This is a genomic window from Mesorhizobium sp. M0601, assembly GCF_040320845.1.
In the GTDB taxonomy this organism is placed as follows: Bacteria; Pseudomonadota; Alphaproteobacteria; order Rhizobiales; family Rhizobiaceae; genus Mesorhizobium.
In genome coordinates, this window is the sequence record NZ_JAMYQK010000048.1 from 1 (window position 1) to 26,999 (window position 26,999).

A 26,999-nucleotide genomic window follows, 5' to 3' on the forward strand; every position below is an offset into this window, starting at 1 on the left:
CAACGTCACCACCGTGCCATGGCCGCTCGCCCCTCAGAGCAAGCGCCGTTCTCTCTCCAAAACTTTTTGCAGAACCTTCAGCACATCTGTGGACGCCCCCGTGAGCGCAAGAAGAATCTTCGAAAGGCAGTATAGCGGCGCGTAGTCGGGTGCTGACATCTGTCCGGCCTCTGATGCGGCCTTCCATTTGCCGCCGGCCCGTATGGGAGTTCGCCGATCGGATCCATATCACTACCGCGCGCTCGAAGCGCTCTGTGCTGAATTGGTTTTTCCGATCCGTCTCTCATCGACTGTCGCGCCATACCTCTCCCTCCGTGTGACCTTCCTACACCTGCGACGACCTCAGACCGAGCTGCTATGCTGCCACGGCCGGAGCCCTGTAGGTCCCACCTCTTGCCATGAGCGCCCAGACGATGCGGGCCATCTTGTTGGCAAGAGCGACGACCACAAGCATTGGCGGCTTGCGGGCGAGCATGCGCCCAAGCCACGATCCTTCCCGAATGCCTCGCCGACGAGCATGACGCACGACAGCGCTCGCTCCGATGATAAGCAGGCGCCGCAAAGTACGCTCGCCCATCTTCGATGTTGCACCGAGCTTCTGTTTACCGCCGGTTGAGCGTTGCAGCGGCGTCAGGCCCAGCCAAGCGGCGAAGTCGCGCCCCTTTCGGAAGATTGCGGCGCAAGGCGCCAGTGCAACCAGAGCCGTTGCCGTTATCGGACCAACGCCGGGGATTGTTGCCAACCGCCGCACGTCTTCATCCTCTCGGGCACGCCGTGCAATCTCGGCATCGAGCTGCTTGATCCTTTCCTCCAGCGATCTCAGCGTATCGACCAGCACGGTGAGGGCCAGGCGGGCTGCTTCTGGCAGATCGCCCTCAGGATCCTCTACCTTTTCCATCAGCTTGGCAGTATGTGAAGGGCCCTGGGCAACGACCAGTCCATATTCTGCAAGATGGCCGCGCAAGGCGTTGATCGTCTGGGTGCGCTGCCGCACCAGCAGATCACGAGCCCGGAATACGGCCGCACTCGCCTGCTCCTCCTCACTCTTCACGGCGACAAAGCGCATGGTCGGCCGCTGCGCGGCCTCGCAGATCGCCTCGGCATCGGCGGCGTCGTTCTTCTGCCGCTTCACGAAAGGCTTCACATAGGATGGCGGGATCAGACGAACGGTGTGCCCGAGCTTGCCGATCTCGCGCGCCCAGTGATGCGCCCCAGAACAGGCCTCCATGGCGACCAAGCAGGCCGGCTGCCCAGCGAGAAACGCAAGCACCTTGTCGCGTCGCAGTTGCTTGCGGAAAACAATGGCGCCCGCCGCATCGGCTCCATGCGCCTGAAACACATTCTTCGCTAGGTCCAATCCGATCGTGTTAACTTCCATCGTGGACGCTCCCTCTCTTACGGTGGCTGTCAAACACCACCATTCTGGCACATCGATGCCGTCGAGGGGGCGTCCACCCCATCACTATCTCTTCTGCTGAAGAAGGAAGCTGGCTTTCGGATTAGTGAAGCCTAGCAGAGGGCATGAAAGTTTCTCCGCAGGCGAAAGAAGCGCCGAATCGACTCAGAGCAAATGCGGGATCATTGTCCTCACGCATCAACCAGGTGGGGAGAAAAATGGCAAAAAACGAAACCACGACCACGGGCGTCGCAAGCGCGGCGTCCAAGATTCTTAGCAATCCCAAATCAACGAAAGCAGAAAAAAGCGTTGCTGCCTCAGCTTTAACTCAGGCGAAAGATAGGGGGCCGGGTCGCTCTAGCCGTGGGAAAAAGGCTAGCAATTGCATACAAAGGTAGGCCGGCAAGCGGGGCAACTGCCCCCGCCCAAAAATGCAACAGTTAGCCACTTTGCGTTGCCGGCCAGTATCTCTGAATTTTCAGCGATTGCCCCTGAATAATCTTAGCCTCTATACCCATGGATTGGTTAAGCGGCTAAACGCCGGCCTGACCTGATGCGTTATGATTGCCCATTGGAGAAACTGGGCGCCGCACCCAGCAGCCATGGCCTGCATGAAGGTGCTCGGCGGCGATAAGGCCCCGGAGATTGCCCGCGTGGCATTTCTCAGCGCCACCAAGGAAGCGAAAATCTTGAACGCCTGACATCACACACGTTCTGATCCTGGGCTGTGTTCGCGTGTCGGCGCGCCGATGCCTGGCGTCGTCTCGGCGCTCTCGGTCGCTGCCGTCCAAGCGGCGAAGGCCGGCGATCTGCTGTTTTCGATCGAAGCTTGAGATGGAACGGCGCTGCATGCCGAGCGCGACAGGACCATCGCCGAAGTCCAGATCAAGGCCGGCGACCAGATAATGCCAACGATCTGCTGATCGCATTCGGGTGAATGAGGGTGCTACACCTGAAGGGAAATTGGCCGCACACACCCATGTCGCAGGGGATGACCAGCAAAGTCGGCCTTGGAGTAATCTAGGGTCAAATAATCGTTGTTTGCAATTGCGCAGGCCGAATTTTCCAAATAGGAACGCCGGAGATCAACACGGGAACGAATTTGATGGATGAAGCAATTGGGCAGCGAAGGGCTGATCTGCTAGGGATGACAGCAGATATCGTCGCAGCCTATGTCCAGAGCAACGCAACGCCCGTGGCGGATCTGCCGAATTTGATCGCCATTGTCAATTCTGCGTTGTCTGGCCTGGCTGAGCCGGTCGCTGCACCATCGCCAATACTTATGCCCGCGGTAAATCCTAAGAAGTCGATCTTTCCCGAATACATTATAAGCCTTGAGAACGGGCGCAAGTTCAAGTCGATGAAGCGCCACCTGGGCTTGCTTGGCATGACACCTGATGAGTACAGAGCCAAGTGGGGTTTGGCGTGGGACTATCCTATGGTCGCCCCCAGCTATGCGGCTCAGCGGTCTGCGCTTGCCAAAGCTGCCGGTCTCGGCCGCAAGGCGGTTGACAAAACGCCGCCAAAAAAAGCACCAGCAAAGCGCAAGGCCAAAGCCTGACAGTGCACGACGTTCGGGCCATGCCATCAGGTCTAGACGGTCTAGGTGGCCTGGCTGGGAATGAGCTGCCTGGCTTCGCGGTTCAGTAAGTGCCGCTCACGCGACAAGACAAGTTTCAGCACGGCTTGCGCTTCACGTCCTTGTATCCTGACGGGGCAGGAGAGGTCGATCAATGTGCGATCGACAAGTCGAGCCGATACATCGTCGCCATCGACACAGAATCGAATCGTATCGATAAAATCGCACTACATCGATAGGTCGCGCTCTGCCGATGCCACAAGCAACAAAGCCGCTGAATCCAGCAGCGCTCCGTGCTTCAAGGGCATGCCCATACGGGTGCTGGGTAAGCCTAAATTTCTTCCGCGAGCAATATCCTGGCCTCCTTGGCAGCAGCGATGAACGCCTGGCGCGCTATCCTTGGTGGTTTTTCTCCACGGATTACGGCAAGGCATGCTTCGATTGCGGCGAGCCGCGACTTGCCCGCCGGCCTCGGCCAATCCCTCAGCAGAACTTCGGCCGCGTCGGATACGGACGCAACAACTCTGTCGCGATCGATCCGGCCGGGTTGAACGACGACGGGCTTTCTGAAACGTCTCGTACGCACGACAGCCTCCAAGAACAAGCTATGTTAGCTTCTGCAGATCCTTTGCGCCACATCAAACGTCGGCAAGTGGCAGAAGGCATGCGCTTGGCCAGAAGCTGCCGCCGCGATGGACGCTGCCTAGTGCTTCAGCATGTCGGGCTTGGCCCCGACTTTCGAGGAGCGCATCGCCAAGAGCGGCGTTACCCAATAAATGATCCACAAATACCCAGTGAAGGGGAGTTCGCCGAACACCGCGAAATGGAATCTCGGGCTGAATTTACTCCATATCCGGCACGTCGCCGCTGGTGAATAGCACGGTCGGCGGACCGTAGTCGCCAACGGCCGGGTCGGCGTCGCGGCTCCATGCTATTACGCCAACGTGCTTCCCTGCGAGCGCCTGACCGGTGCGAATGGCGCGTTCCTCGCTTTGCTGATCGGCCGGACCAAAGGCGGGAAACAGTTCGCCGTCCTCGCCTCGATCGAACGCCACGACGAGATTAGCTTGGGCTTCTTTTGACCGGGCAGAATATGATCAGACATGGCGGGAACCTATCACGAGGATTGAGTCGCGTTCGAGACTCGGGCGGTGTGCGTGCAAGGGCACCGTTTTAAGGAGCCTGTGCGCGTGGCACTCGTCAGGTCGCGGAACACTATCTACACTGTGGAGCGGGTTGCCGGGTGAAATTTGCTGCTCAATTTCGGCGACGAGACCTGACTGCCTTCAGCAGTTCGCTCTCGTCAGTGTGAGCATTTCGAAAAGTCGCCACTACCGTTTCCGCCAGGATTTCGCCCTGTTGGCTTAAAGGGTCGAGGTGTTCGTCTGCGCAAATTCGATCGAAAACGCGCTGGCAAATAGCTAAATCATGAGGACTAAGGCAGGTGCGATTGGTACGCAGGCGCTGCGGCATGTGCGACCCCTCAGGCCCGCTGCCCGTACAGAGCAGCGGGCCGCTACAGCTAGGCCGGAGGAGGAGAGTTCAGTCTCGCAAAAACGTTTGATGTAGAGTGCTTGTTCCCGGCTAACGAAGTTGGTAATTTTCGTACAGTGCGCCAGCTGGGCAAGGCAGCTTCCTCGATTGGCAGCACGCCGGCCGGGCAGGTGTCCTCGATGCCATGCGCACCAGAGCAGGGCGGCAAGGCCTTGCGGATTATCATCGGCATCCATGCTTTGATCTGCGTTCGCTAATCCGCCCCATCTCTACGTGACATCTTTTTGCGGCGAACAGGCGTCCAGTCGGTGATCGTGTCGGCATCCACGGTGATTAGCCCGCCAGCTTTCACCGTCACCTTTCGATTTTCCTCGTCGACGCGCGTGACCTCGCCGGTCAGCTGTAGCTCGTCACCTGGTTTGGATCTTTTAGGAGCAGGGACTGAATGCGGAAAACCATAGGACGGGATGCTGACACTAGCTCTTCCGTCGTCCAGCAGCTTCAGCACCGTCACGGTGATCGCCACCTCATCGCCGATATTGATGTCCGCAACTTCCCAAGCCATGCCCATGATTCTGGAGCGGCTTTGACGGCAGTCAAGGGATTGCTAATATGTGGAAAATGCCAACGCCGCCAGCGTGCACCTTGTTTCGGAACCGATTCGAACCAGCGATATTGATTAAAATCATACTGTGTGGAGTGCGGGCGCATGCTCACCGAGCCTTGGCGTTGGCCGGCTGTCATGTATTGAGTTCCAAATGCCCACCCTGGTCGAGAAGCCGCCCAAGGGCCAAGGGTGGTTTCACGACATCAAATATGATGGGTATCGCACGCAGTTGATCATCCAACGGGGTAAGGTGCAGACCTGCACACGAAACGGCTTCGACTGGACTGACAGATACAGCCCAATCGTCCGGGCTGCGGCTGAATTGAACGCAAAGCGGGCAATCATCGACGGCGAAGCAACAGTGTTTGGCACCACGGGGCGTCCGGAGTTCTTCGCGCGACCCAATTATCCGATCACCCGGACGAATTTCTGAACCAAACGTTCCTGACTGTTGCGGCCTAGCACCGTGCCAATTTGTACGACTCGTACATGGCCTTGATGTCGCTCAGGCAGGGAGTAGAGTCCACTTCGGCGTGTGCCTGGGGAGGGCTGGATGAGCGTCGCGCAAAGGGTAGGTCCACTTCTAGAGCAAGCAATCAACGTACTCCTCAACAGGGCGGACCTTGGCGACACGGTCTCGATCAAAGTGGCGCTGCGCGAAGCTCGGGAGGCTGCGCCTTATTTGGTGGCCTCCGACGAAGAATTAACCGAGGCGATAGTCGAGGCAGCAACGGCCATGGGCCTCTACGTGGCTTTCGACGGTCGCGAGTAGCTGTCAGCCAACTCCAGTCACTGTGGCATCGCAACAAAGCGCGCCGTCCTGCGCCATTTTCAACAGTTAGAGGTAATCCGCAATTACCTTCGCAAGCTGCTAAATCTGCCTGTAGAACGGGAACTGGCTGAGCAAAGGTATTTGCTGGAGGAACTTGATAAGGTCGACAAGGAGTGACCGCATGGCCCTCCACTGGTTCAACCCTCCGGTCCCCGTCAAGACCGAGCGTCCCTGGATCATCCGCAACGTCAACAACGCCGAGGCAGCCGGCGAGGAGCTGATGAAGTGGACCAGGCGTGGCCCTTGCTGGGACCTGGCGGTGCGCGTTTGCATGGCCGTGATATTCGACGAGATGGAACCTGAGGAGGCTCGTAAGGCATTCCTGGCTGCTGCAAAAGAGGAGGGGATATTACTCCCCCCAACTAGCTAACTTGGATGCGGTAAAGGTTCTCTGGCCAGCACCGCCTTGGCGAAAGGAGCCCGCCGCCGCTGAGGGAGAGGCGACGGACCCCCCTACAGCGGCTGCACATCACGAAGAATCCGCTGCCACCTCTAAACCCGCGAGGGGCCTACATCGTTCCCCTACAACCTGGGTTGATCGGCAGGCTGGTTCCGCTTTAAGTTTCCTCTAGGTCTCGCCATTCGTTCTCCCCTCCTGTGTACGTCAGGTCCGACCACCCAAGTGTCCGCGTCGGGATCAGCCACGTCGAAGGTGCGGCCGAGGAACTCATGAAGTGGACTAACCGGGGTCCTCGGTGGGACCTTGCGGTACGAATCTGCACGGCCGCACTGGCCGATAACGTGTCACCTCAAATGGCTGCTAAGGCGTTCCTGGCTGCTGCAAAAGAGGAGGGGACGTTACTCCCCCCAATGGCAACCAGCGGACTGTTCTAACCAGGAGGCCCGTCGCCCATGAGAAAAACGACGGACGCCCAACAGCGGCTGCACATCCAAGAGAAGAACCGACCGCTGCAAGTTCTAAACCCGCGAGGGCCTACATCGTTCCCTATAACCTGCGTTGGTCGGCAGGCCTGTGCCGCTCTAAATTTCCGTATGGCTCTCCATTGGTTCAACCCTCCGTCTACGTCAGGACCGACAGACCTGGCATCCGGTACGGGGTTAGCCATGTCGAGGGTGCCGCCGAGGAAAGCGGAGTGAATGCCGGCGCTGGTGCTAACATAGGCGGCAGCAGGGGCATTAGCGCCGGTGCCGGCGCTAATATCGGCGGCAGGAGTGGTGTCACCGCCGGCGCCGGCGCAAATGTAGGTGGCGCGGTCGGCGTTACAGCGGACGCAGGCGTCAATGTGGGAGGCACGGGTGGCGTCGGCGTGGGCGTCGGTGTCGGCGTGGGTGCCGGGCACCCCGCCGAGCGTTGTTGCTCAGCTGTCCAGCAGCCAGCTGATTCGCATGAAGAAGCGCTGCGCCGACGTGCTCAGCAGCGAAGGGACGTATGACAGTGATCTGCGTCAGCTTTGCATGCTGATAGCGCGCCGCTGAGGAGAGTGCGGCGTTAACGGGAGCGTCGAATCGGCCGTGAGGCTTTGACCACACTCTCCTCGCCTCGCGGCCGGCCCGTCACTCGCAAAGTGGCGGGCTTCTCTGCGTGAGGGTCACTGCGCTGAGCGGCTGCTGAGTACGGGCAGTGCCGACACTTCGGTGTAATTTACTCTTAAGCCTGGTCCGGTCAGAAACGGCATGGACGAGATTTTTGAGAAGCTTCTGCATCTCTACGACAGCACGCCGGTATTGGCTGCGGCGTACGACGGCTTCGATCGTCTGCGCTACGCAAATCAAGCCTTTTCGTTCAGCTTTCTTCCTCGACGCCCAGGAGACGCCGCTTTGGTCCGATCTTATGCGCCGCAATTTGAGACTGGCAGAGGAACGGTCATTCGCGCAGGCGATTTCGATGCCTGGCTGATTTCTATACAGTCGCGGCGGGGCAAGATGGGTCGCCATTGCGCCATTGTGGCCACGCACCCAAAACAATGTTGCGCCTCGCAGCCAAATCCCCGCTAAGATTATCTGGACGAGCTCCTAATGCGCGCCCTTAACCCGCATCTTGAGGCCGTAAACACTTCCGGTCGCAGTGATAAAGAGCAGATCGTTATCTTTGCCACCAAAGGTCACGTTTGTCGTCGTCTCTGGTACGTCGATTTGTTCGATCTTGTTTCCCGTTTGATCGAATACAGCCACGCCAATCTGGGTGAGATAGACGTTGCCTTTCGAATCGATCGTCATGCCGTCAGAACCTAGCTTGCAGAAGAGGCGTTTGTTCGTGAGCTCGCCATCGGGCTGGATATCGTAGGCGTAAGTCCTACTCGCGCCGTAGTCCGCCACGTAAAGCAACTTGCCGTCGGGCGTGCCAATGATGCCGTTGGGTTTCTTCAGGTCGGTCGTGACACGCCTGACGGTCTTGCGGTCGGGCGTCACGAAGTAGACGTGTTGGCCGTCTACCCGCGTGCTGGAGTCTCGAGATGAATAGAAATCAGGGTCGGTAAAATAGATACCGCCGTCCGGACGAATCCACAGGTCATTCGGGCCGTTGAAGAGCTTGCCGTCGAAGTTCGTCACCAGCACCGTAACCTTCTTGTCGGGCGCAATGGACCACAGTTCGCCCTTATCGGGGGCGACGGCGATGAGATTGCCGACCTTGTCGAAGTAAGTTCCATTCGCGCGTCCCGCTGGCTTGAGCCAGTCGGAGAATTTCCCGTCTACCGCGCTCCACTTAACGATCCGATCGTTCGGGTCGTCGGTGAAGAACACGTTGCCATCAACATCCGCCGCCGGGCCTTCGGTGAATCCATAACCTTCGGCCAACTTTTCTAGCTTTGCGCCAGGCGCCACGATGGGCGACTCCGCTGCAATGGTGGACTTGCTTGCAAGGAACATAATGATGACAAGTACAAAAGTGCGGCCGAGTGCTTTCATGAGCTGGATGTTGGTCAAAAACCGAAAGTCATCAGCGGCCTTGCCGGCCAGCAGTTTTGCCATTTTGTGATTTCCTCCCAATAAACCGGCGTTCCAACCCAGTGGCGCCAATGATAATTGACGACGTCCACCGGTTGTTCGGCGTAAAAATCATTATCGCGCTTACTCAAGCCTTCGGCAACACTGGCTCAGCCCGGTGCCGCTCCGTGTCTGGCGTATCGTCATACTCCTCTGATCCGCCCTCGTCCCAGCAGTCCTCGCGATCCTTGACGCGCTTCAGGACAATGGTCTCGCCGTGCGGGTGTTCGTCGAGGTACTCGATTCCGACCCCATGCTCAGCCATTCGATCACAAGCCGGGGACCGGGCCGGATGACCGTCGCCCTTGCAGCCCCTTCCACCGGCGCATCGATCTGCTGAGCCATCTTTGGCTTCAAAAATCTTGCTGTACGCGCGTGGCCGATAGCGGCTCTTTGTGCCGAGAACACGGTTGGAGCGCGTTACATAGATGTCGCCAAGATGCTCGGCGAGATGATGGTGCATGACGTCCGACAGCACGGCGTCAACGGACAGGTCGAACGTTTGCTGATCCCGATCGCGGCGCTTGTTCGTCCTGAGCCCGAAATGGGTCTCGCTGTTTAGGAGCAGCCCGATGTCTTCTTGGATGATACCCTTGGAGTACTCCGATGCGGCGAACCGATAGGCGTTGAAGGGACTGTCGCCCTCTTCCTCTTCATCATCGAGCTCAACCACCGTCGGCGTAGTCTCGTCCATCTGCAAAACTTCTGGCCTTCAAAATAGCCACCTCGCATACGAGGGCAGATGAACAGCGAGGCAAGGTGTCGCGGCAGCTCTCCTCGCTACGCTGCCCTGTCCCGCTTTGCCAACTCGGTCAGCATGGCTGCACCCGGAGCCCAAGAAACTCGGCCTGCCAGCTGTCCGCCTGGAGAATGTGCGTGTGCGCGCCGCGATGTCGGCACAGCGCAACAAGACCGACAAGGCGGATGCTCAAGGCATCGTCCACATCGTGCGCACCGGCTGATTCCGCCAAGCCTGCATCAATTCGGAAAGCTGCTACTGAACGCGGCTTTTGCTGATGGAAGGGACAAAGAGAATAACATTGGGCCGCCGTTCGGTCTCTCAGTGCGCCCATTGCCAATGCCAGCCGCCGGTCCCACGAGGAGGATCGCAGCCATATCCGCCAGCAGCCGGCTGTCGATCACAGGCCATCGGTGTGAATACGTTGGACTGGACCGACGAGTGAGGCTCACGAAGTCATGCTTGCGGCTTCAGCAAATTGGACCGCCTCGGCCGACTACCTCTGATGCCGAGGGGGGAGGCTGCATTCCGGCTTGGCCGGAGCATGTTGCCATTCACTCACTCATATTCTGAAGCGAGTCGTGCTTGACGATTTCCACGCAGCGCAGGCTAGCCAAGCGGATGACGCCTTTCTCCTTCAGCCTGGTGAAAACCCGCGAGACCGTCTCGATGGTAAGGCCGAGGTAGTCGCCGATATCCATGCGCGACATCGGCAATTCGACCTGCGGCAATCCCCCTTGCCGTTCGGCCATATCAACCAGGAACGCGGCGACGCGTTCAATGGCGTTCTGGCGACCTAGGACCAGCAGGTGCCCCTGCGCCCGTGTCAGGCCTTTGAGCGCCAATGGCAGCAGCAGCTGCGACACGTCAGCTCCGGCGGCAAAACGGAAGACGCGGATGCCGGTGGCATTGATCGCTTCTGCGAAGAAATGATGCGTTGTGCCGCCTTCGAAGCCGAATGTCTCTCCAGCCAGATGAAAGGCACTTATCTGCCGGCGCCCGTCAGCAAGCAGGCGGTAGATGCGCACAGCGCCAAACTCGACCTGATAGAAGGCCCCGGCCTTTTCGCCCTGGGCATAGACTTCCGCACCGGCGGGAAAGAAGCTGAGCGGCTGCAGCAGCGCGGGTTGGAGTGCCTCCCGCGGGCTCGGCTGGGGCGACCGCGACCGCGCTGCGATTTGGGAGGTTGTGTAAGCGTGCATGGCTGTTTTCCCGGTTGATCCGTGTCACAGCAATCGCGCGAATCCTTGTGTCACGAAATTCGGTTATGTCCCTACGGGGAAGTACCTATACCACTGCTTGGGCCGGCCCAGCCGTCCCTTTCGGTGATCGAGGCGGTCGTTCTGCTATTCACTTGCCTCGCGGCCCGACACCTGCTCGACGAGGATGCGAAAAAACACATGCGGCGTGCTGTCCGACACAGGGGGCATAACCGGCTTGAGCGCTCCAGGCTCCCACCAGTCGGAGTGCTTGCTCAGCACTGACCATGCATGGTCACGCTCGAGCTTGTGGCCGTCCCGGTCCGGCAGTTCCTCATAGCGGCCATCGACAACAACACTTCGCCATCCTCGCCCTTGGCCGCGCTCGTCGACCTGGACGGATACAAGCGGATTGGCTTGCATCCATTCGATCTTCTTGCCCGGCATGGAAAATGCATAGAGGTGATTGTCCGCATGCGCGTAGTACAGGGGCACGACGTAGGGCTGCCCATTCTTTGCGCATGCGAGCCGGCCGACACGGTTGGCCGTCAGCAATCTCGTACATTCCAAGGGAGAAAGTGTGCGGATCAGCATCGATGCAGTCTCCTATTTCTCGCGGCCATCCCAAGGGTTGGTTGCCTTGCCGCTTTGAATCATGACCATCCTGGTGCTTTCGAGCTCATGGCGGCAAAGCGCACATTCGCGCATTTGGCAATTGCGGAAAATGATTCAGATCAAGGCGCAGTCAGGCGCTTCTGGGATCATGAGGAGATGTGGAAACCAATCCTCACCGCTCCGTTTGGGCGCAACCTCAAACTCGCCGTCTTCGACGAGGATGGCGAGCATGCGCTCGTGTTTCCCTGCATGAAGGAGCGGGAAGGTTGGACGAACGCCTTAACTGGCACATGGGTCGACATCCGCCCGACCCACTGGCGCGACTGGGAGTCTCACAATATGCCGGCACTCGACGGCAATCCCTTTGGCGACCATCCCTAGCCTACGGCTTGGATTCAACGATCAATGCCATGCGTACGAGGTGCGACAGGCTGCTCGCGCTCATCTTGCTCATGACATTGGCACGGTGGATTTCGACCGTACGTGGACTGATCCCGAGATCATAGGCGATGGTCTTGTTCGGCAGACCTGATACAAGCCCATCCAGCACCTGCCGCTCTCGCTCTGACAAAGTTGACAGACGACCAAGGATTTCCGCGGATTGTGGGTGTGCTGTATTTGCGTGATTACGATTATCCAATGCGGAGCGGATCGCACTTATCAGGATATCGTCGTCGGAAGGTTTTTCGATGAAATCGGTCGCCCCCTCCTTCATCGCCTGAACGGCGAGCGCCACATCGGCATGGCCCGTCATGACAATGACCGGAAGCGTATGTCCGCGCGTTCGGAGCTGCCGCAGGAATTCGATGCCGTCAATGCCGGGCATGCGCACGTCGGTGACGATGCACCCGTCGAGATCGCCAGTCGCGGTAGCCAGAAAAGCTGTCGCCGACTCGTGCAGCCGCACGGCAAAATCTGCCGTCCCCAGAAGAAAACCGAGAGACTTGCGAACGTCGACGTCGTCGTCGACCACATGCACCAGATCACTGCCGGCCATTTGTGACCTCTTCTTTCTCCACCATGCGTAACGTGAACCGGAAAGCGGTTCCTCCAGCCGGCATCGGCTCGGTCCAGATATGACCGCCATGCGACTCGACGATGGTACGGCAAATCGAGAGGCCGACACCCATGCCCTGCTTCTTGGTGGTGACAAATGGCTGGAAAAGTTGTGCCGAAACCTCCGGCGCGAGGCCGGGGCCGGTATCGATCACGCTCACCTCCGCCATCCCATCATCCCGGGCGACAGTTGTGACTTTCAACTCGCGGCGCGGCGCGCCTTGCATGGCTTCTACAGCGTTGCGCATCAGATTCAGCAGCACCTGCTGAATCTGGATGCGGTCGGTCAAAACCAGTTCGGCTGCCGGATCAACCTTGTAGCTGACGCGCACGTCTATTTCCCGTGCGCCGACCAAAGCCAGAGAGGAGGCTTCCTCGATGAGCGCCGGCAAGCGTTCGACCTGACGCTCGCTCTCGCCCCTGGCGACGAAGTCGCGAAGATGGCGAATGACCTCTCCGGCCCGCAAAGCTTGCTCAGCTGCTTTCTCGACAGCCTCCCTCAGCATCGGTGCGCTCTCTTCCGTACTCGTCTCAAGAAGCCGGCGGCTGCCTTTGAGGTAGTTTGTGATCGCCGTGAGTGGCTGGTTTATCTCGTGGGCAAGGGTCGAAGCCATTTCACCCAGCGCGGTAAACCGCGCCATGTGGAGCAGCTCCAGTTGCTGTTCCTGTATTCTCGCTTGCGCCCGGTGGCGCTCGGTCAGGTCTCGGCAAAAGCCGGTAAAAAAGCGCCCGGTTCCGGCATGCATCTCGCCGACGGAAAGCTCCATCGGAAAGGTCGAGCCGTCCTCGCGCATCCCAGTGACGGTGCGGCCGAGCCCGATGATCCGGCGCTCCCCGGTCGTCAGATAGCGAAGCAGATAGGCGTCATGCTCGTCGCGATAGGGTGAGGGCATCAGCACATTGACGTTTCGCCCGATGACTTCACTTGCCTGGTAGCCGAACAGCGTTTCAGCAGCGGTGCTGAACGATTGGATGCTGCCTCGTTCGTCGATGACAACCATAGCATCGGGCACTGTCGCCAGGATCGAACGCAAATGGTCCTCGCGCAACAGAAGGGCTGCATTTGCAAAGGAAAGCTCGCTGACATCAGTGCCTTCGACAAAAATGGCGGTGATGCGTCCATCGTCGGCCTTGATGGGCTGATAGACGAAATCGAGGATGCGTTCTTCAATTGGCCCGTCGTGGTTGTTCCGAAGGCCGACCTTCATGCCTTGGCCCCTATACGGCTCGCCGGTCCTGTGCACATGGTCCAGCTGTTCCAAGAACGCTTGGCCCTCGAGTTCGGGAAGGGCTTCACGCACCGATTTCCCAATCACTCGCCTGTCCCCGATCAGCCGTTGATAGGCGGCATTCGTCAGTTCAAAGACATGATCCGGTTCACGCATGAGAGCCATGAAGCCCGGAGCCTGCTCGAACATTTGTGACAGGACCGACTTCAGAATCGTCCCCCCGGCCGACAAAATAAGCGCTTCGTCTTGGCTCACTGAGATTCTCGGGTTCGACACGCCACGAACAAGGCTACTATCATTGAGCCCCACACGCAAAATGGAGCGAGGCAGAAGTTTTTCGGGTGCGGAGCCCTTTGATGCGCATCAAGGCATCGGACGCTCGCGAATGCGATTGATCGTCCATTCCATCGCTTCAGCGAAAGGCGCCTCTGATGTCGTACAAGTCAGTTATCGTGAACCTGGCCGTTGATGCATCCCCTGCACCCATAGTGGAGGCGGCAGCCGAGCTTGCAGAACGGTTTGGAGCCCATCTTGTCGGCCTGGCAGCAGCTGATGTTCCTCCACTGGTCGCAACAGGCGATGGTATGGTTTACGAAGGTGAGATCATGCAGATCCAGCGCACTGAGATTGAAAAGCGGCTTGCAGAATTGCGAGCCGAATTTGAGAGATTGGTTCCGGCTTCGATTACAAGCGAATGGGGACAGGCGGTCTGCAGTCCGACCCGCTTCCTCAGCGTTTCCGCCCGAGCGGCCGACCTCATCGTTACCCGCGAGGCAGGAGACAATGTGTTTCGTGCCGTGGATATCGGCAGCCTGGTGCTCGGCGCGGGGCGACCTGTCCTTGCTGTTGCAAACAATGTCGACCGCAACCTTGCAAAAACTATCTTGGTCGCTTGGAAAGACACCCGTGAGGCTCGGCGAGCTCTGACCGATGCATTGCCTCTTTTGGCCAAGGCCAATGAGGTTATCGTTGCCACGATCGATACTGATCGTGACGTTCGTAACAGTCTCGCTGATGTCGCGGTCTTTCTGGAACATCACGGTATCATGCCGCGAACCGAACTGATCGCCGGCGAGGCTGACGGCGACAATTTGCTGTCATTCACGCGCTCCACCGGTGCAGACCTGATCGTGTCTGGCGCCTATGGCCATAGCCGATTGCGGGAATGGGCGTTCGGCGGCGTCACGCGCACGCTGATCGAAGAAAGCGGAATCAATCGTTTCATGTCGAATTGACCATCTGGCGCCTCGGTAGCGAAAAGTGGGGCGCGCTGTAAGCATCGCAGCCGCCAATTTGCGCTAACGCAAAGAACTTATGTCTCAGCATCGATAGTTTCTTGGCAACGGTCGAGCCTTTTCGGCGCTGCCCGCTGCAGTGCAGCGATCGGCGCGGCGGGGAGGTCGTGCTTGCAAGGGGAAATGACATCGACATGAAACGAGAGTCTCAGAGGCAAGACGTGATCGAAGAGTGGCCAAGCCTTGTGTTCAGCACGGAAGCAGCAAGTGGCGCAAAAGAAGGCAATTCCTTGCTGCCCATGCTGATCGCCGGGCTCGCTCTGATTGTCATAGGCGGGATCGCCGTGATGGCTTTCGTGTAGAAAAGGCAAGTCTGCAGTTCACCCCTATGACACTGTGGAAATTGACATGGCTGCCGATGCCAAGCGTCGATCTAGGTCGCAACAGGTATGCATGAGCGGGAAGCAACAAAGTAAGACCACAACCGTCATCGACGGCGTCCCGCTGTCAACGGTTCTTGACGAGGAGATGATCCAGAGGGTCGTCCACGGCTTCTATGAGGAAATCCGCCACGACGTCCTGCTGGGGCCCGTATTCAATAACGCCATAGCCGCGGATGCGTGGCCGTCGCATTTGGCGAAGATGTGCGATTTCTGGTCTGCCACGCTCCTGCGGACTTCCCGCTACGCTGGTCGGCCATTGCCGCCGCATCTGGCTGTTCCCGGCCTTGGCGAGATGCACTTCCGGCGTTGGCTTTCCCTCTTTCGCGCCGTCGTAGAGCGCGTTTGCCCGCCCGAAGTTGCAGCAATTTTCATCGCACGGTCGTTGCGCATCGCTCACAGCTTTTGCCTTGCTGTCGCATTCAACAGGGGCGAAGACACAATCCAGGTCGAACCGATCCTCGAAGACAGCCTCTGAAGCCGCCCGTTGATCGAGATCAATGTCACGGGCTGCTGGCCGCGCAATGATCGCCACGCTAGGAGCAAATGCCATGAGTTTTCTCGAGTACCTGATTTCGGTCGACGCCAGGACGGCCTTGATGGGTCGCATGATGCAAAAGCTAGGCGTCGACAGACGATTGAAAGTCGTGGCGGATCATGGAGCCGTGATCAATCGAGCGGTGAATCGCTGCCGCGCCTGCGGCCACCAGGGCGAATGCATGACGTGCCTCGATCAACACGAAAATGCCAACGAGCCTCCGGACTATTGCCGCAACCGCGACCTGATTGCACAATTGCAACACGTATCTGGCGAAGGGTAACGGCTCCAACACTCGGAACGCAGCGGGTCAATTTCAGGCATTCTGTCGGCGCCCTGACCGCAGTTTGACGTTGCTCATTGTCGATCCAACGTGACCTATCAGCCGGTTGAGCGTCAGAGTGCGCCCGTGGTGCGATCGAGTAGGGCTCCACCCTTATTGGAACAACCACAATGTTCTGGGGCCATGGCTGCAATCCTCACGCTGGGCACCAGCATGGCGGTTCTTTTGCTGCTGTATGGGGGGCTGCGCCCGCAGGCGATCACTGCCTTGAAGTCTATCGCGACCAGATTTCCGGACCGCGACGTGGCGCGCGCACGTTTTCGGTCATCACCTCTTCAACCGGCCGTCCATTCGCGAGGACGTGGACCGGCAACGTCAACGTTGAGAGAATCCGTCCTGCAGATCTCTGATTTTGCAGACCTTTCCTCAGGTTGCGAAAGCGCAACGATCGCGGACCCAGTGAGATCTATGAAGACGCTTCGCAACCGTGGAGGCGCGACCGTGAAGACATCCGGTTCGATCAGACCCGACATGACCATTGACGAGATCATGAGACAATGGCCGGCAACGGTGGCTGTGGTTCTTGGCCGCAAGATGCTATGCACGGGCTGCCCCATTGGGCCTTTTCATACCGTGACCGACGCATGCCGCGAGCATCGGGTCAACGAGACTCGTTTCCTCGTCGATTTGGAATTGGCTGTTCGGGGTGGAGGGTGACGGTCAGTCCTTTTGCCGGTTCTCGGCTAGAACTACCAGGCGATGCGCATCCTTGACCGTGACTCTTTGGCGCCCGCTGACAATTATTCCGTTCTCTTCCCACTTGCTGAGCAGACGGCTGACCGTGTGCAGCGTCGTTCCCGTCATTTCGGCAATGTCCTGTCGTGAAATCGGGAAGGCGATCTCGATGCCGCTGTCGGTCTTTCGGCCGGTCTGGTTTGCCAGCCGCAACAGCGCGTGCGCGACCCGCTGTTCCACCTGTTCCGTGGACATCTCCACCACCCGCGTCTGCGTCTCCTGCAGCCTGTTTCCGACCGTCCTGTAGGTGGCGGCGCCAAAAACCGGAAACCGTCGCGCAAGGTCAGGCCAAAGAGCGTTCGGCCACGCCAGCACCACGCAGTCCACCGCTGCTACGGCGGTGGCGGGGTAGGTCGTTCGGCCAAGTGCCGCGGCAACTCCAAAAATCTCGCCTGCACTGATGTACCTGGCGATCACCTGCTGTCCGTCCGGCGTCGTGCGGACGACGCGTATGTGCCCGGCCAGTAGAACGAAGAACGAGTGGGCCTCGGCTTCCTGCTCGAAGATCGCCGTCTCCTTGGCATAGCGGGACGACCGGGCGCCTTGCAGAATCTCGCTCTGCTCGTCGGGCGTCAAGCCCTGGAAGAGGGGCAGCTGCGATATCAGCGATCGGTCCAGCGCAGCCAAGCGGATTTCCCCACGACCGAGTGTTCCGCATCAACCGTGCGGGAGATCCTTTCTTATCCCGAGTTTGCGCCAGCGCAAATTCTCCCCGGGGCACATCAGGCTAAGTGGCATCGAACGGCGAAGGCCGCGACCTCGAAACAAAGGACAAATCGATGAGAATTTCCATCCTCGCTGCCGCAATCTCCATCCTCGCGCTCTGCGGGGCAGCAAGTGCTGAAGAGCATGTGGTGCAAATGCTCAACAAGGGCGAAAAAGGTGCCATGGTTTTCCAGCCGGCTTTCGTCAAGGCTGCACCCGGCGACACAGTCAAGTTCGTGCCGACCGACAAGACCCATGATGCCGAGTCGATCAAAGGCATGATTCCGGACGGCGCTGAACCCTTCAAGGGAAAACCCAGCGAGGAAATCACCCTCACCCTAACCCAGGAAGGCGTCTACGGCGTCAAGTGCGCGCCGCACTACGGTATGGGCATGGTCGCGCTGATCGTTGTCGGCAAGCCGGTCAATCTCGATGCCGCCAAGACGGTCAAGCATGCCGGCAAGGCTGCAAAGGTTTTCGCCGACCTGTTCACGCAGATGCCGGCGAACTGACCAAACCCACGCATGAAAACCTGCTCGACCCATAGCAGCCATTGGCCCGGAAACGAGGTCGCGGTTTATCCGACCTCTTTTTTGGAGATATGAAGCATGGGCATCCCACGCCTGCGCGCCTATGCCGGGCCTGCCGTTCTTTCCTATGGGTTCAGGCCGTTCTTCCTTCTCGGGCCGCTCTATGCCTGCCTCTCCATTGTGCTCTGGCTCCCAATGTATGCAGGGGAACTCGATACCCATAGTGCATTTGTTCCTGTCGATTGGCACATTCACGAGATGCTGTTCGGTTATCTGCCGGCGATCGTGACCGGGTTCCTGCTGACCGCCATTCCCAACTGGACCGGCCGGTTGCCCGTACAAGGGCTGCCGCTGCTGTGGCTGGTTGTCTTATGGCTTCTCGGCCGCGTCGCGGTCTTCTTCTCGGCAGATATAGGCTGGCAGGCAGCAGCCGTAACCGATGGATCTTTTCTGCTTGCGGTTGCCGCGGTGGCGGCCCGTGAAATCATCGCGGGGCGCAACTGGCGCAATCTCAAGGTTCTGCTGCCGCTTGCCGTCCTGGCATGCGCAAATGGCGCCTTCCATATCGAGGCGCATATTCAAGGCGCCTCCGATGTCAGTCGAAGGCTCGGCATGGCTGCGGCTATAATGCTCATCTCGATCATCGGCGGGAGGATTATTCCCAGCTTCACCCGCAATTGGCTCGTGCGCGAAAATCCCGGCAGGCTCCCCGCGCCTTTCGGCCGGTTGGACATGGCCTCGATAGGCATCTCGGTCAGCGCGCTGGCGGCATGGACGTTCGCTCCCAGCAACAGCGTCTCCGGACTGTTGCTTGCGACAGCCGCAATCAGCCAGACCTGGCGCCTGTCGCGGTGGGCTGGCGAGCGCACCTCGCGCGATCCGCTGGTGCTCATCCTTCACCTGGCTTATGCCTTCGTGCCGCTCGGTCTTGCCCTGTTGTCAGCGTCGATCTTTTTTCCTGGCATCGTGCCGGCTGAAGCTGGGCTCCATACGTTGGGCGCCGGCGCGATCGGGTCAATGACGCTCGCCGTAATGGCCCGAGCGACGCTCGGACATACCGGCCGGCAATTGCGGGCTGGACGACCAGCAACTTTTATCTTTACAGCTATTCTGGTCGCAGCCTTGTCACGCATCCTTGGCGTTTTCGTCCCGAACGACGCCATCATTCATCTGGCGGGTGCTGCCTGGGCGCTGGCATTCGGCGGCTTTCTTTTGACCTACGGTGTGGCGTTGACGACGCCAAGGGCCCACGCCGCCTGACGGTCACTCCCATGCATTGGGATGGCAGGGACGCGGGCAATCGCGTATGGCCGCGCAGCGTATTACATATCTGTTCTGTAAGCTTTTGGCCACAATTGCGGGAGGATTCGAGCCCACTTGAGCCAAGGTTCCCATGTTAATCAGCATCGCGACTGCGCGGCTGTTTTAATCAGGGGAATCAAAATGTCAGAAACCAGACTTGGCTATTCAACTTATCAAATCGCGCTTCATTGGGTCATAGCATCGTTGGTGTTATTCCAGCTGTTCTTCGGCGAGAGCATGACAACCGTGGTTGACGCGGCTGAAGAGGGAACCGCGGTCTCCCCAGCCGACCAGGCATTGGGCTCCGCCCATTACTGGGTCGGGATTTCGATCCTGGTCCTCGTGATCGCTCGGCTGGTCATGCGCCTGGTATCGGGTACTCCCAAGCCTGCGGAAGGCGGCACTGGCTGGATGCAGATCGCCGCGCAGATCTCGCACGGCCTTTTCTATCTGCTCTTGCTCGCAACGCCCTTTGTGGGGCTTCTTGCCTTCTACGTTGGCGACCCATGGGGCGACATCCATTCGCTCAACAAGCCAGTGTTTATGGTCCTGATTTCCGTCCATGCCTTGGCGACACTGTTTCACCAGTACTGGCTTCGTGACGGCACGCTCAAGCGGATGCTGTCGCCCGGCCGATAGGTCTGGCCTGTGAATTCTGGCGTCCCCGGCAGACAGATCGTTGCCAGACTCTGACGGGACTTTCCGTCAGATCGCACCCAGCTGGGCGAGAACTTTGTTCGCCCAACCTGGCGAGGCTCGGACGAGCCTAAACCCCAGATTGTCGGGCGGCCTGCCGACGGCACAGCCGCCGCTTTTTCCGTCGCTGACGAAGTTGGACATGTAGGCCCGGTGAAGGCCTTCAAGGACGTGCACGCCGCAATTGTGACCGAACTCTCGACATTGCCGCCATCTGCATGCAGCGTGGTGCGGACGTAGCACGTCGACGTCCACTCCCAGACATTGCCGGAAAAGTCGGCGAGTCCCAAGGAATTCACACCAAAAGAGCCACGGCTCTTGGGCAGCGGGTCCGGCTTGCGATTGAGGTCCACCTCGGCCTTGTAGCTGGTCAGCCAGCGTTTGGACGGGTTGTTGGCGTCGCTTTCGACACCCTCGAATTCGCCGGCGAACCGCTCCGCCGCGGCAAATGCCCATTCCTCGTCGGATGGCAGCCGCCATTGGTCGCCGGTCGCTTGCGAATACCATCGGGCGTATGCGTTGGCATCGAGATAGCTGACGCCGGTCACGGGAGCGGTGGCGGGGATCGTGCGCGTCTCCTGTGCCGGCTGGCAGCTGCCTTCAGCGACGCAATCTGCATAGTCTTCCGCGCTGACCTGATAGGTCATGATTTCGAGCGGTTGGTCGAGCTGGCGTTTGAGGCGGGGATTGGCCTGCGGGTGGCCGTCCTTCAGGAACTCGCCGGGTATGGGATAGGTGATGGAGCCGGACAGCAAAGTCGTCGTGACAGCTACGGCGTGAGGCGGCCGGTCCCAACTGGCTGCCTTTATCGACAGAGCCGCCGGCACAGAAGTGGCCGCCATGGCGACCGCGACAAATTTCAGGATGTAAGGGGACATGGCTGTTGTCCTTGCCCGGACAGCGACACTGTCCGGGCAAATGGAGTTCCATCAGTTGGTGGCGATGGGTTTGGGCGCCTCGACCTGCGTCATCAGGTCGTCATTCCACTCGCCCTCGACCATAAAGTGAGCGGTCGCCCCGAGTTCCACGGCCTCGATCAGGTTGTGATTGACATAAGCGTAGACGCCGGGCTGCAGGAACCTATAGAGCGCCGAGCCGGCAGAGCCGCCACGGATGAACCAGGTTTCCAGATCCTTGGCCGGCGGGTTGGCGAATTTGCCCTGTTCCCAGACATAGTCGCCGTGGCCACCGATCAGATGCGGCCGCGTATCGCGGTTGGCCTGCGAATGGACGATCAGCACGGTTTCGCCGACCTTCGCCTTCATAGCGTTGTCGCCGGTCAACGAACCGACCTTGCCGTTGAACAGCACATGCGTCGGGATCAGCCCGCGCATGACCTTGACGATATCGTCGTAACCGTCGCCTGGCGACTCGTAGGTCTTGTAGTTGCCCTTCTCGTCGCGCGGAATGTAGAAGTCGCTCTCGCCGATGTAGAAGATCTTGTCGTATTTGACCGGCTTGCCCTTGTCGTTCCTGAGTCCGTCGCGCGGCAGGATCATGATTGCGCCGCTCATGCCGGAGACGACATGCCATGGGATCATCGCGCCGCCAGGTGCGCAGTGATAGACGAACGTTCCCGTCCGCGTTGCCTTGAAGCGCAGCGTTACCTGTTCGCCTGGATTGATCAACGTGAGGCCGCCGCCACCCAGTGCACCTGTGGCTGCATGAAAGTCGATGTTGTGGGCAAGCGAGTTGGTGTCGGGATTGATGAGCGTCAGTTCGACATAGTCGTCCTGGTGCACGACCATCAGCGGACCAGGAATCGAGCCGTTGTAGGTCATTGCATTGAGCTGCGTCCCGTCCGCGTCGATGACCATCGGCTTCTCCTCGATCGTCATGGAGTATTCGACGATCTTCGGTTCGCCCTTGGCGACCTGGTCGTGCGGATGGACAAAAGGCGGTGCCACGAGCCTGATCTTTTCGCGCAGAAGCCCTCGAATGTCCGCCTTTGTCACCGTTGCCGAAGACGCCGGCAGTGCCGCCACGGCAGCAGCGCCAATCGCTGCTCCAAAGAGGGCTTCGCGTCGCGTGATCATATCAATCTCCTGTCTCAACCGTTGCGGATGAGCAGAAGGTAACTGACCTGACGCAGCGGTTCCTTGCGCTGGCGCAAATTGGTGCAATTCAGTCTAGGGGCAACAACCCCCGGAAACAGCAATCGCGCGCGGCATAGTCGCGATGGGGAAGGGCCGTGGGAGCGGTTGGCCGCACCGGCACTGCTTGTCAGCCCCTCGGCCCTGGATCAGCGGTCCAGTCTATCTTCCCGATCGATAAGGATCCGCTCGGCAGCTCCGTCGAGATCCTCGTACTGACCACTTCTCAACGCCCATAGGAAGCCCCCCAGTCCAAGCGCACCGAGAAAGAGGGCGACGGGGATGAGGTAGGCAAGGGTGGTCATGAGGATTGCGCCAGTTTGCTGATGTCGGACACCCTGTCACGCTGAACATCCTTGGCCCGGATGTGCGACATCGAACCTTGCAGGCGCAGCGCATTTCCGATGACAAGCAGCGACGAGGCAGACATGGCGATCGCGGCGATCAGTGGCGTGACGTGCCCCAGGATCGCGATCGGCACGGCGACGGCATTGTAGACGATTGCGATCGCAATGTTCTGACGAATCAGGCTTCCTGCCTTGCGCGAGACGTCAATCGCGAGGGGAATCGCCACAAAGCTTTCGCGCAGGAAGACGAAGTCCGCCGCATTGCGGCCAATGTCAGCGGCCGTGGCCGGCGCGATCGAAACATGCGCCGCGCTCAGCGCAGGCGTGTCGTTCAGGCCGTCGCCAACCATCAGGACCTTGTGCCCGTCTTTCGCCAGGCCCTCGATGCGTTCGACCTTGCCGGATGGCAGCAGGCACGGAAGGAAGTGGTCGATACCCAACATTTTCGAGACTTCGCCGCAGGCGCTCGCGGTGTCGCCTGACAGCATTTCCACCGAAATCCCTGCATCGTTCAGCTGCTCGATCGCCGCCCTGGCGTCGGCACGCAACGCATCGTCGAAATTGAAGGTCGCGACAACGATCCCGTCTTTCGTCAGGACCGTCCCGCCATAGCCATGTTTGCCTTCGCCGCCGGTGCGGGCCTTCCATCCAGCCCATCCGCGTCTGCCCAGCCGCCAGATACTTCCGACGTCAGTTGCTTCGATACCGAACCCCGGATGCTCGGTGACGGCATCGAATTTGTGCTGCCCGCCGCCAGCGGCAAGACCGGCTATGGCCTTTGAAAAGGGATGACGCGAATGCCCGGCCATGTCGGCCGCAATCGTCAGCATGGCCGGATCGATCGAGGCCGCATTGACGAGCCGAGGCTGACCGAGCGTGAGCGTTCCGGTCTTGTCGAACACCGCTGTATCAATTGTTGCCAGGCGCTCCATGGCCGAACCATCCTTGACCATGATGCCGTTTTCGAACAGGCGCCGCGCGGCGACCACCTGGACGATCGGCACGGCGAGGCCGAGCGCGCAGGGGCATGTGATGATCAAAACGGCGATGGCGATGGTTATGGCCCGGTGCCAGTCGCCAGTTGCCGCCATCCAGCCAAGGAATGTCACGAAGGCGGTGAGATGAACAACTGGAGCATAGAGCGCTGAAACGCGGTCGGCGATGCGGCGGTACTGTGCGCGACCGCCCTCGGCGGCCTCCATCAGCCGAACCATTTCCGCCAGGAACGAATCCTTCGCGGCAGCTGTCGCCTCGATGGTCAGCGGGCCGGTAAGGTTGAGCACGCCGGCCTGGATGGCGTCGTTTGGCGCCACGCTTCTGGGCGTGCTCTCGCCCGAAACCAGCGAGCAGTCGACGTCCGATGTCCCACGCGTGATCTTGCCGTCGACGGGGATCCTTTCGCCGGCCGCGATCAGCAACAGCATGCCCGGTTCGATCTCGCCAACCGGCAGATAGTCGCGTGCGCCATCGTCGCGCAGCACCATGGCGCCACGCGCGGCCAGTTGTGACAGGCCTTTCACCGCGGTGCGGGCGCGTTCGCGCATCACGTGATCCAGCGTGCGGCCGATCAACAGGAAAAACAGCAGAGACACCGACGCGTCGAAATAGGCGTGGTCACCATGGGTGGTCGTCTCATAGAGGCTCATCGCGTAGGCCAACGACACGCCGACCGCGATCGGCACGTCCATGTTCATGCGGCCGTGGCGCAAGGCATTCCAGGCCGACTTGAAGAAGATGCCGCCGGCGAAGGCCAGTGCGGGGATGGCGATCAGTGCCGAGACCCAGTGGAACAGGTCGCGGGTCGCGCCCTCGGCACCGGACCAGACCGAAACCGACAGCAGCATGATGTTGCCCGCCGCAAAGCCGGCAACAGCGACGGCGCGGATGAGCTCCGAGAGCGTCTTGTCCTTTGCGTCGATCTCGGCTTCGAACAGATGGGCCTGGTAGCCCAGCCCCTCCAGCACGGCGACGAACGGTGGAACCTCCGCCCCACGCCACCGGACCGAGACACGCTTCGTCGACAGGTTCACGCGAGCGGCCTCGACGTGCTCGAGTTTTGCCAACGTCGTCTCGATCGCCTGGATGCAGGCTCCGCAGTGAACCGTCGGTACGGAAAGGTCGGTCTGGCGAAGATCATCGCCAAGCGATCGGCTCGCCAGCCTGATCTCCTGGCTGGAGGGCAGGACAGACGCGGCACTGACCAGGTCCAGCGCCACTTCAGCACCTGGTGCACAACAGCTCATTGCAGCGCTCTCTGGGAAATCATGATCCTGCGGACGTCGCGATACGGTCTTGCCAGACCGGCATCGGCGTCGATTTCGACAATCCAGACACCATCCCTTGGCATGTGCTGCACTGCATACTCCTGACCCGAGGCGAGGGCGAGCGTGACGGCCTCATCCTCTTTCTCGTAAGCGGGATGGCGAAACAGCACCTTCACGCCATGCAAGGGAACCGACTTGCCGGCAGCGTCGGTGAGGCTATAGCGGACTTCGCCCCATGAGATGGTCAGCTTGCCGGTCCAGCCAAGCGCTGCCTGCGCGCGCCCTTCCTCAGCCTTCTTGTTGAATTGCTGGCTCGCCACATAGGTGTTTTCGACGACAAGACCGGTCCAGCTTGTGTTGGCAAGCGTCGCCATCGTCAGATTGACCGCAATGACCACGCCGAAAAAGGCGAGGATGATGGCCAACATGTGCCTGCCGGTGAATTCGCGGGATTTTCGCGTGGTGGCGTTCATCTGGCGATCTCCGGGGCGTTGAAGGTGGCGATGTATTCGTTCGACTCGAAACTCGCTTTGTCCTCGACCCGGAGTGTGAAGATCTGCGCTTCGCCAAGGATCTCATCAGCAGGCAGGCGCACGAAAACCTTCAACATCTTAAGCCGGTCGGGTTCGACCTGGATCGCGAAAGAACGATCGGCGGGAAGATCGACACCGACGATGCTCATCTCTGCGCCTGGCAAGCCCCCTATGGTGACGATGATCGTTCTTGGTTCGGGGATCATGTTCAGCAGCTTGACGGTGTAGCCATTGCGGATAGAGCCGTCGGACAGCGTCACGAATTGCGGATTGCGGTCATGCAAGACATTGATCTCGAGCCGGTCGCGCGTCATCAGCGAATAGAGCAGGCCCAGGCCGATCAGCCCCCACATAGCTATGTACACGTAGGTGCGGGGACGAAAGATCTTGCGGATGTGGAAATGAGCCACACTGTCTAAAAACAGGCCGTCAGCGGTTCTGACCAGCGACGGATTGACTGCAATGGAACCGCCCGCGGTCGCTAGCATCATGTTGGCGTTGTAGTCGGAGAGTGTCGCGTAGGAGATCAACCCGCGCTCCTTGCCAAGCTTGTCCATGACGCCGTCGCAGGCGTCGATGCAGAGCGCGCAGGTGATGCATTCAAGCTGTTGGCCGTCGCGAATGTCGATCCCCATCGGACAGACGGCGACGCAGGCATTGCAGTCGACGCAATCGCCGATAGCCTTCCCCGCGGCTTGCGCCTTCTTGGCGTGACGTGAGCGCGGTTCGCCGCGCCAGTCGTTGTACGTGACGGTGAGCGAGTTTTCGTCGAGCATGGCTGCCTGGATGCGCGGCCATGGGCACATATACGTGCAGACCTGCTCGCGCATCAGCCCGCCGAACGTATAGGTCGTCGCTGTCAGCACGGCGACGGTGATATAGGCGACAGGCGCTGCCGTGCCGGTGAAGAGTTCGCCGAGCAGGATCGGCGCATCGGCGAAATAGAAGATCCAGGCGCCGCCGGTCGCCGCACCTATGACTAGCCAGATGGCGTGTTTCGACACCCGCAGCACGAGCTTGCGGGCAGTCCACGGCCCGGCGTCAAGCTTCATGCGCGCGTTGCGGTCGCCCTCGATGGCCCGCTCGACGACCAGGAACAGGTCGACCCATACCGTCTGCGGGCACGTATAGCCGCACCAGGCACGACCGACGGTCGACGTGATCAGGAAGAGACCGACGCCGGCCATAACCAGAAGGCCGGCGACGTAGTAGAATTCCTGCGGCCATATCTCGATGAAGAAGAAGTAGAAACGCCGATTTGCGACATCGAGCAGCACGGCCTGATCAGGGGCAAACGGGCCACGGTCCCACCGCAGCCACGGCGTCAGATAATAGATGCCAAGGGTGACCGCCATCACCAGCCATTTGAACTGACGAAAATTCCCGGAGGCCCGTTTCGGGAAGATCTTCTTGCGCGCGGCATACATCGGCTGTCGCACTTTGGCGGAGTTGATCGCCTCGGCTTCGAGCCGTTCTACCTGCGTATTGTCCAGCACTGGTCTCTCCCGTCACGGAGCTTGTGATTTCGCCGGGCACGTGACCTGGC

The 26,999-nt window shown here is 59.6% G+C and carries 32 protein-coding genes and 4 pseudogenes; 19 read left to right on the forward strand and 17 right to left on the reverse strand.

Annotated elements, in window-relative coordinates:
* Positions 1 to 355: 355 nt before the first annotated feature.
* Positions 356 to 1,378, reverse strand: coding sequence for an IS110 family RNA-guided transposase (locus tag NKI41_RS28705; protein WP_352500826.1), 1,023 nt, complete (start codon positions 1,376 to 1,378; stop codon positions 356 to 358).
* Between the two features lie 578 nt (positions 1,379 to 1,956).
* On the opposite strand from NKI41_RS28705, the gene NKI41_RS28710 reads away from it, so the two are divergent.
* From NKI41_RS28710 to NKI41_RS28720, 3 genes and pseudogenes are all read left to right on the forward strand, one after another.
* Entirely contained in the window at positions 1,957 to 2,097 is a 141-nt protein-coding gene (locus tag NKI41_RS28710; protein ID WP_352503916.1) for a DUF982 domain-containing protein, read from the forward strand.
* A gap of 27 nt (positions 2,098 to 2,124) precedes the next feature.
* Positions 2,125 to 2,333: pseudogene (locus NKI41_RS28715) on the forward strand (hypothetical protein); the annotation flags it as partial.
* A 168-nt stretch (positions 2,334 to 2,501) separates the two neighbouring features.
* Entirely contained in the window at positions 2,502 to 2,957 is a 456-nt protein-coding gene (locus NKI41_RS28720) for a Ros/MucR family transcriptional regulator (RefSeq protein ID WP_352473107.1), read from the forward strand.
* Positions 2,958 to 3,306: 349 nt separating this feature from the next.
* On the opposite strand, the gene NKI41_RS28725 is transcribed toward NKI41_RS28720, so the two are convergent.
* The 3 genes and pseudogenes from NKI41_RS28725 to NKI41_RS28735 all read right to left on the reverse strand — a co-directional run bounded on the left by NKI41_RS28725 (position 3,307) and on the right by NKI41_RS28735 (position 5,034).
* Positions 3,307 to 3,561: a DUF982 domain-containing protein gene (locus tag NKI41_RS28725; protein ID WP_352473196.1), complete on the reverse strand. Its 255-nt coding sequence runs from the start codon at positions 3,559 to 3,561 to the stop codon at positions 3,307 to 3,309.
* 256 nt (positions 3,562 to 3,817) lie between these two features.
* A pseudogene (locus NKI41_RS28730) lies at positions 3,818 to 4,080 on the reverse strand (hypothetical protein).
* A 642-nt stretch (positions 4,081 to 4,722) separates the two neighbouring features.
* Positions 4,723 to 5,034 (reverse strand): hypothetical protein, encoded by a 312-nt coding sequence (locus NKI41_RS28735; protein ID WP_352473110.1) that lies wholly within the window; start codon positions 5,032 to 5,034, stop codon positions 4,723 to 4,725.
* 193 nt (positions 5,035 to 5,227) lie between these two features.
* Between NKI41_RS28735 and NKI41_RS28740 the strand changes: the two genes are divergently transcribed.
* From NKI41_RS28740 to NKI41_RS28765, 6 genes and pseudogenes are all read left to right on the forward strand, one after another.
* Positions 5,228 to 5,509, forward strand: coding sequence for an ATP-dependent DNA ligase (locus NKI41_RS28740; RefSeq protein WP_352473111.1), 282 nt, complete (start codon positions 5,228 to 5,230; stop codon positions 5,507 to 5,509).
* A gap of 120 nt (positions 5,510 to 5,629) precedes the next feature.
* Entirely contained in the window at positions 5,630 to 5,848 is a 219-nt protein-coding gene (locus tag NKI41_RS28745) for a hypothetical protein (protein ID WP_352473112.1), read from the forward strand.
* Between the two features lie 181 nt (positions 5,849 to 6,029).
* Complete coding sequence (locus tag NKI41_RS28750; protein ID WP_352473113.1) at positions 6,030 to 6,278, forward strand: DUF982 domain-containing protein; 249 nt, start codon at positions 6,030 to 6,032, stop codon at positions 6,276 to 6,278.
* A gap of 227 nt (positions 6,279 to 6,505) precedes the next feature.
* A complete protein-coding gene (locus tag NKI41_RS28755; protein WP_352503662.1) occupies positions 6,506 to 6,742 on the forward strand; it encodes a DUF982 domain-containing protein in 237 nt (78 codons plus the stop codon).
* Positions 6,743 to 7,165: 423 nt separating this feature from the next.
* Positions 7,166 to 7,345: a hypothetical protein gene (locus NKI41_RS28760; protein ID WP_352473116.1), complete on the forward strand. Its 180-nt coding sequence runs from the start codon at positions 7,166 to 7,168 to the stop codon at positions 7,343 to 7,345.
* Positions 7,346 to 7,543: 198 nt separating this feature from the next.
* Positions 7,544 to 7,798, forward strand: a pseudogene (locus NKI41_RS28765) (diguanylate cyclase); the annotation flags it as partial.
* Between the two features lie 84 nt (positions 7,799 to 7,882).
* Here NKI41_RS28765 and NKI41_RS28770 read toward each other — a convergent pair.
* Both NKI41_RS28770 and NKI41_RS28775 read right to left on the reverse strand, forming a co-directional pair.
* The gene (locus NKI41_RS28770) at positions 7,883 to 8,839 is read right to left on the reverse strand and encodes an SMP-30/gluconolactonase/LRE family protein (protein WP_352473117.1); all 957 of its coding nucleotides are present in this window, start codon (positions 8,837 to 8,839) and stop codon (positions 7,883 to 7,885) included.
* A gap of 103 nt (positions 8,840 to 8,942) precedes the next feature.
* Complete coding sequence (locus NKI41_RS28775; RefSeq protein ID WP_352503664.1) at positions 8,943 to 9,548, reverse strand: hypothetical protein; 606 nt, start codon at positions 9,546 to 9,548, stop codon at positions 8,943 to 8,945.
* Positions 9,549 to 9,666: 118 nt separating this feature from the next.
* Here NKI41_RS28775 and NKI41_RS28780 point away from each other — a divergent pair.
* A pseudogene (locus NKI41_RS28780) lies at positions 9,667 to 9,813 on the forward strand (IS110 family transposase); the annotation flags it as partial.
* Positions 9,814 to 10,147: 334 nt separating this feature from the next.
* Here NKI41_RS28780 and NKI41_RS28785 read toward each other — a convergent pair.
* Complete coding sequence (locus tag NKI41_RS28785) at positions 10,148 to 10,795, reverse strand: helix-turn-helix domain-containing protein (protein ID WP_352473120.1); 648 nt, start codon at positions 10,793 to 10,795, stop codon at positions 10,148 to 10,150.
* Between the two features lie 144 nt (positions 10,796 to 10,939).
* Positions 10,940 to 11,386 (reverse strand): pyridoxamine 5'-phosphate oxidase family protein, encoded by a 447-nt coding sequence (locus tag NKI41_RS28790; RefSeq protein ID WP_352473121.1) that lies wholly within the window; start codon positions 11,384 to 11,386, stop codon positions 10,940 to 10,942.
* An 87-nt stretch (positions 11,387 to 11,473) separates the two neighbouring features.
* Here NKI41_RS28790 and NKI41_RS28795 point away from each other — a divergent pair, with 87 nt between their 5' ends.
* Complete coding sequence (locus NKI41_RS28795) at positions 11,474 to 11,788, forward strand: hypothetical protein (RefSeq protein ID WP_352473122.1); 315 nt, start codon at positions 11,474 to 11,476, stop codon at positions 11,786 to 11,788.
* Between the two features lies 1 nt (position 11,789).
* On the opposite strand, the gene fixJ is transcribed toward NKI41_RS28795, so the two are convergent.
* Complete coding sequence (gene fixJ / locus NKI41_RS28800; protein ID WP_352473124.1) at positions 11,790 to 12,404, reverse strand: response regulator FixJ; 615 nt, start codon at positions 12,402 to 12,404, stop codon at positions 11,790 to 11,792.
* The gene (locus NKI41_RS28805) at positions 12,391 to 13,947 is read right to left on the reverse strand and encodes a PAS domain S-box protein (RefSeq protein ID WP_352473126.1); all 1,557 of its coding nucleotides are present in this window, start codon (positions 13,945 to 13,947) and stop codon (positions 12,391 to 12,393) included. Before NKI41_RS28805 ends, fixJ begins: the two co-directional genes overlap by 14 nt.
* Positions 13,948 to 14,123: 176 nt before the next feature.
* Here NKI41_RS28805 and NKI41_RS28810 point away from each other — a divergent pair, with 176 nt between their 5' ends.
* From NKI41_RS28810 to NKI41_RS28830, 5 genes are all read left to right on the forward strand, one after another.
* Positions 14,124 to 14,927 (forward strand): putative universal stress family protein, encoded by an 804-nt coding sequence (locus tag NKI41_RS28810; RefSeq protein WP_352686111.1) that lies wholly within the window; start codon positions 14,124 to 14,126, stop codon positions 14,925 to 14,927.
* A gap of 101 nt (positions 14,928 to 15,028) precedes the next feature.
* Entirely contained in the window at positions 15,029 to 15,289 is a 261-nt protein-coding gene (locus tag NKI41_RS28815) for a hypothetical protein (RefSeq protein WP_352473199.1), read from the forward strand.
* Positions 15,290 to 15,335: 46 nt separating this feature from the next.
* A complete protein-coding gene (locus NKI41_RS28820) occupies positions 15,336 to 15,845 on the forward strand; it encodes a group III truncated hemoglobin (protein WP_352503665.1) in 510 nt (169 codons plus the stop codon).
* 73 nt (positions 15,846 to 15,918) lie between these two features.
* Positions 15,919 to 16,188: a DUF6455 family protein gene (locus tag NKI41_RS28825; RefSeq protein ID WP_352686113.1), complete on the forward strand. Its 270-nt coding sequence runs from the start codon at positions 15,919 to 15,921 to the stop codon at positions 16,186 to 16,188.
* A 183-nt stretch (positions 16,189 to 16,371) separates the two neighbouring features.
* Positions 16,372 to 16,905 carry a DUF1858 domain-containing protein gene (locus tag NKI41_RS28830; RefSeq protein ID WP_352473132.1) on the forward strand — a complete coding sequence of 178 codons (534 nt, stop codon included), beginning with the start codon at positions 16,372 to 16,374 and terminating at the stop codon, positions 16,903 to 16,905.
* A gap of 3 nt (positions 16,906 to 16,908) precedes the next feature.
* On the opposite strand, the gene NKI41_RS28835 is transcribed toward NKI41_RS28830, so the two are convergent.
* A complete protein-coding gene (locus NKI41_RS28835) occupies positions 16,909 to 17,610 on the reverse strand; it encodes a Crp/Fnr family transcriptional regulator (protein ID WP_352503667.1) in 702 nt (233 codons plus the stop codon).
* 152 nt (positions 17,611 to 17,762) lie between these two features.
* Here NKI41_RS28835 and NKI41_RS28840 point away from each other — a divergent pair, with 152 nt between their 5' ends.
* From NKI41_RS28840 to NKI41_RS28850, 3 genes are all read left to right on the forward strand, one after another.
* Complete coding sequence (locus NKI41_RS28840; RefSeq protein WP_352473134.1) at positions 17,763 to 18,200, forward strand: pseudoazurin; 438 nt, start codon at positions 17,763 to 17,765, stop codon at positions 18,198 to 18,200.
* A 96-nt stretch (positions 18,201 to 18,296) separates the two neighbouring features.
* Complete coding sequence (locus NKI41_RS28845; protein ID WP_352473135.1) at positions 18,297 to 19,478, forward strand: NnrS family protein; 1,182 nt, start codon at positions 18,297 to 18,299, stop codon at positions 19,476 to 19,478.
* 117 nt (positions 19,479 to 19,595) lie between these two features.
* The gene (locus tag NKI41_RS28850; RefSeq protein ID WP_352473137.1) at positions 19,596 to 20,159 is read left to right on the forward strand and encodes a cytochrome b; all 564 of its coding nucleotides are present in this window, start codon (positions 19,596 to 19,598) and stop codon (positions 20,157 to 20,159) included.
* On the opposite strand, the gene NKI41_RS28855 is transcribed toward NKI41_RS28850, so the two are convergent.
* From NKI41_RS28855 to ccoG, 6 genes are all read right to left on the reverse strand, one after another.
* Positions 20,102 to 21,094, reverse strand: a complete 993-nt coding sequence (locus NKI41_RS28855) for an SUMF1/EgtB/PvdO family nonheme iron enzyme (protein WP_352686115.1) — start codon at positions 21,092 to 21,094, stop codon at positions 20,102 to 20,104. The genes NKI41_RS28850 and NKI41_RS28855 overlap by 58 nt on opposite strands.
* Positions 21,095 to 21,145: 51 nt before the next feature.
* Entirely contained in the window at positions 21,146 to 22,252 is a 1,107-nt protein-coding gene (gene nirK, locus NKI41_RS28860) for a copper-containing nitrite reductase (protein WP_352473139.1), read from the reverse strand.
* Positions 22,253 to 22,458: 206 nt separating this feature from the next.
* Positions 22,459 to 22,614, reverse strand: coding sequence for a cbb3-type cytochrome oxidase assembly protein CcoS (gene ccoS, locus NKI41_RS28865; protein WP_352473140.1), 156 nt, complete (start codon positions 22,612 to 22,614; stop codon positions 22,459 to 22,461).
* On the reverse strand, positions 22,611 to 24,899 hold the full coding sequence (locus NKI41_RS28870) for a cation-translocating P-type ATPase (RefSeq protein WP_352473141.1): 2,289 nt from the start codon (positions 24,897 to 24,899) through the stop codon (positions 22,611 to 22,613). Before NKI41_RS28870 ends, ccoS begins: the two co-directional genes overlap by 4 nt.
* Positions 24,896 to 25,393, reverse strand: coding sequence for a FixH family protein (locus NKI41_RS28875; protein ID WP_352686117.1), 498 nt, complete (start codon positions 25,391 to 25,393; stop codon positions 24,896 to 24,898). Before NKI41_RS28875 ends, NKI41_RS28870 begins: the two co-directional genes overlap by 4 nt.
* Positions 25,390 to 26,949 (reverse strand): cytochrome c oxidase accessory protein CcoG, encoded by a 1,560-nt coding sequence (gene ccoG / locus NKI41_RS28880; RefSeq protein ID WP_352473143.1) that lies wholly within the window; start codon positions 26,947 to 26,949, stop codon positions 25,390 to 25,392. Before ccoG ends, NKI41_RS28875 begins: the two co-directional genes overlap by 4 nt.
* Between the last annotated feature and the right edge of the window lie 50 nt (positions 26,950 to 26,999).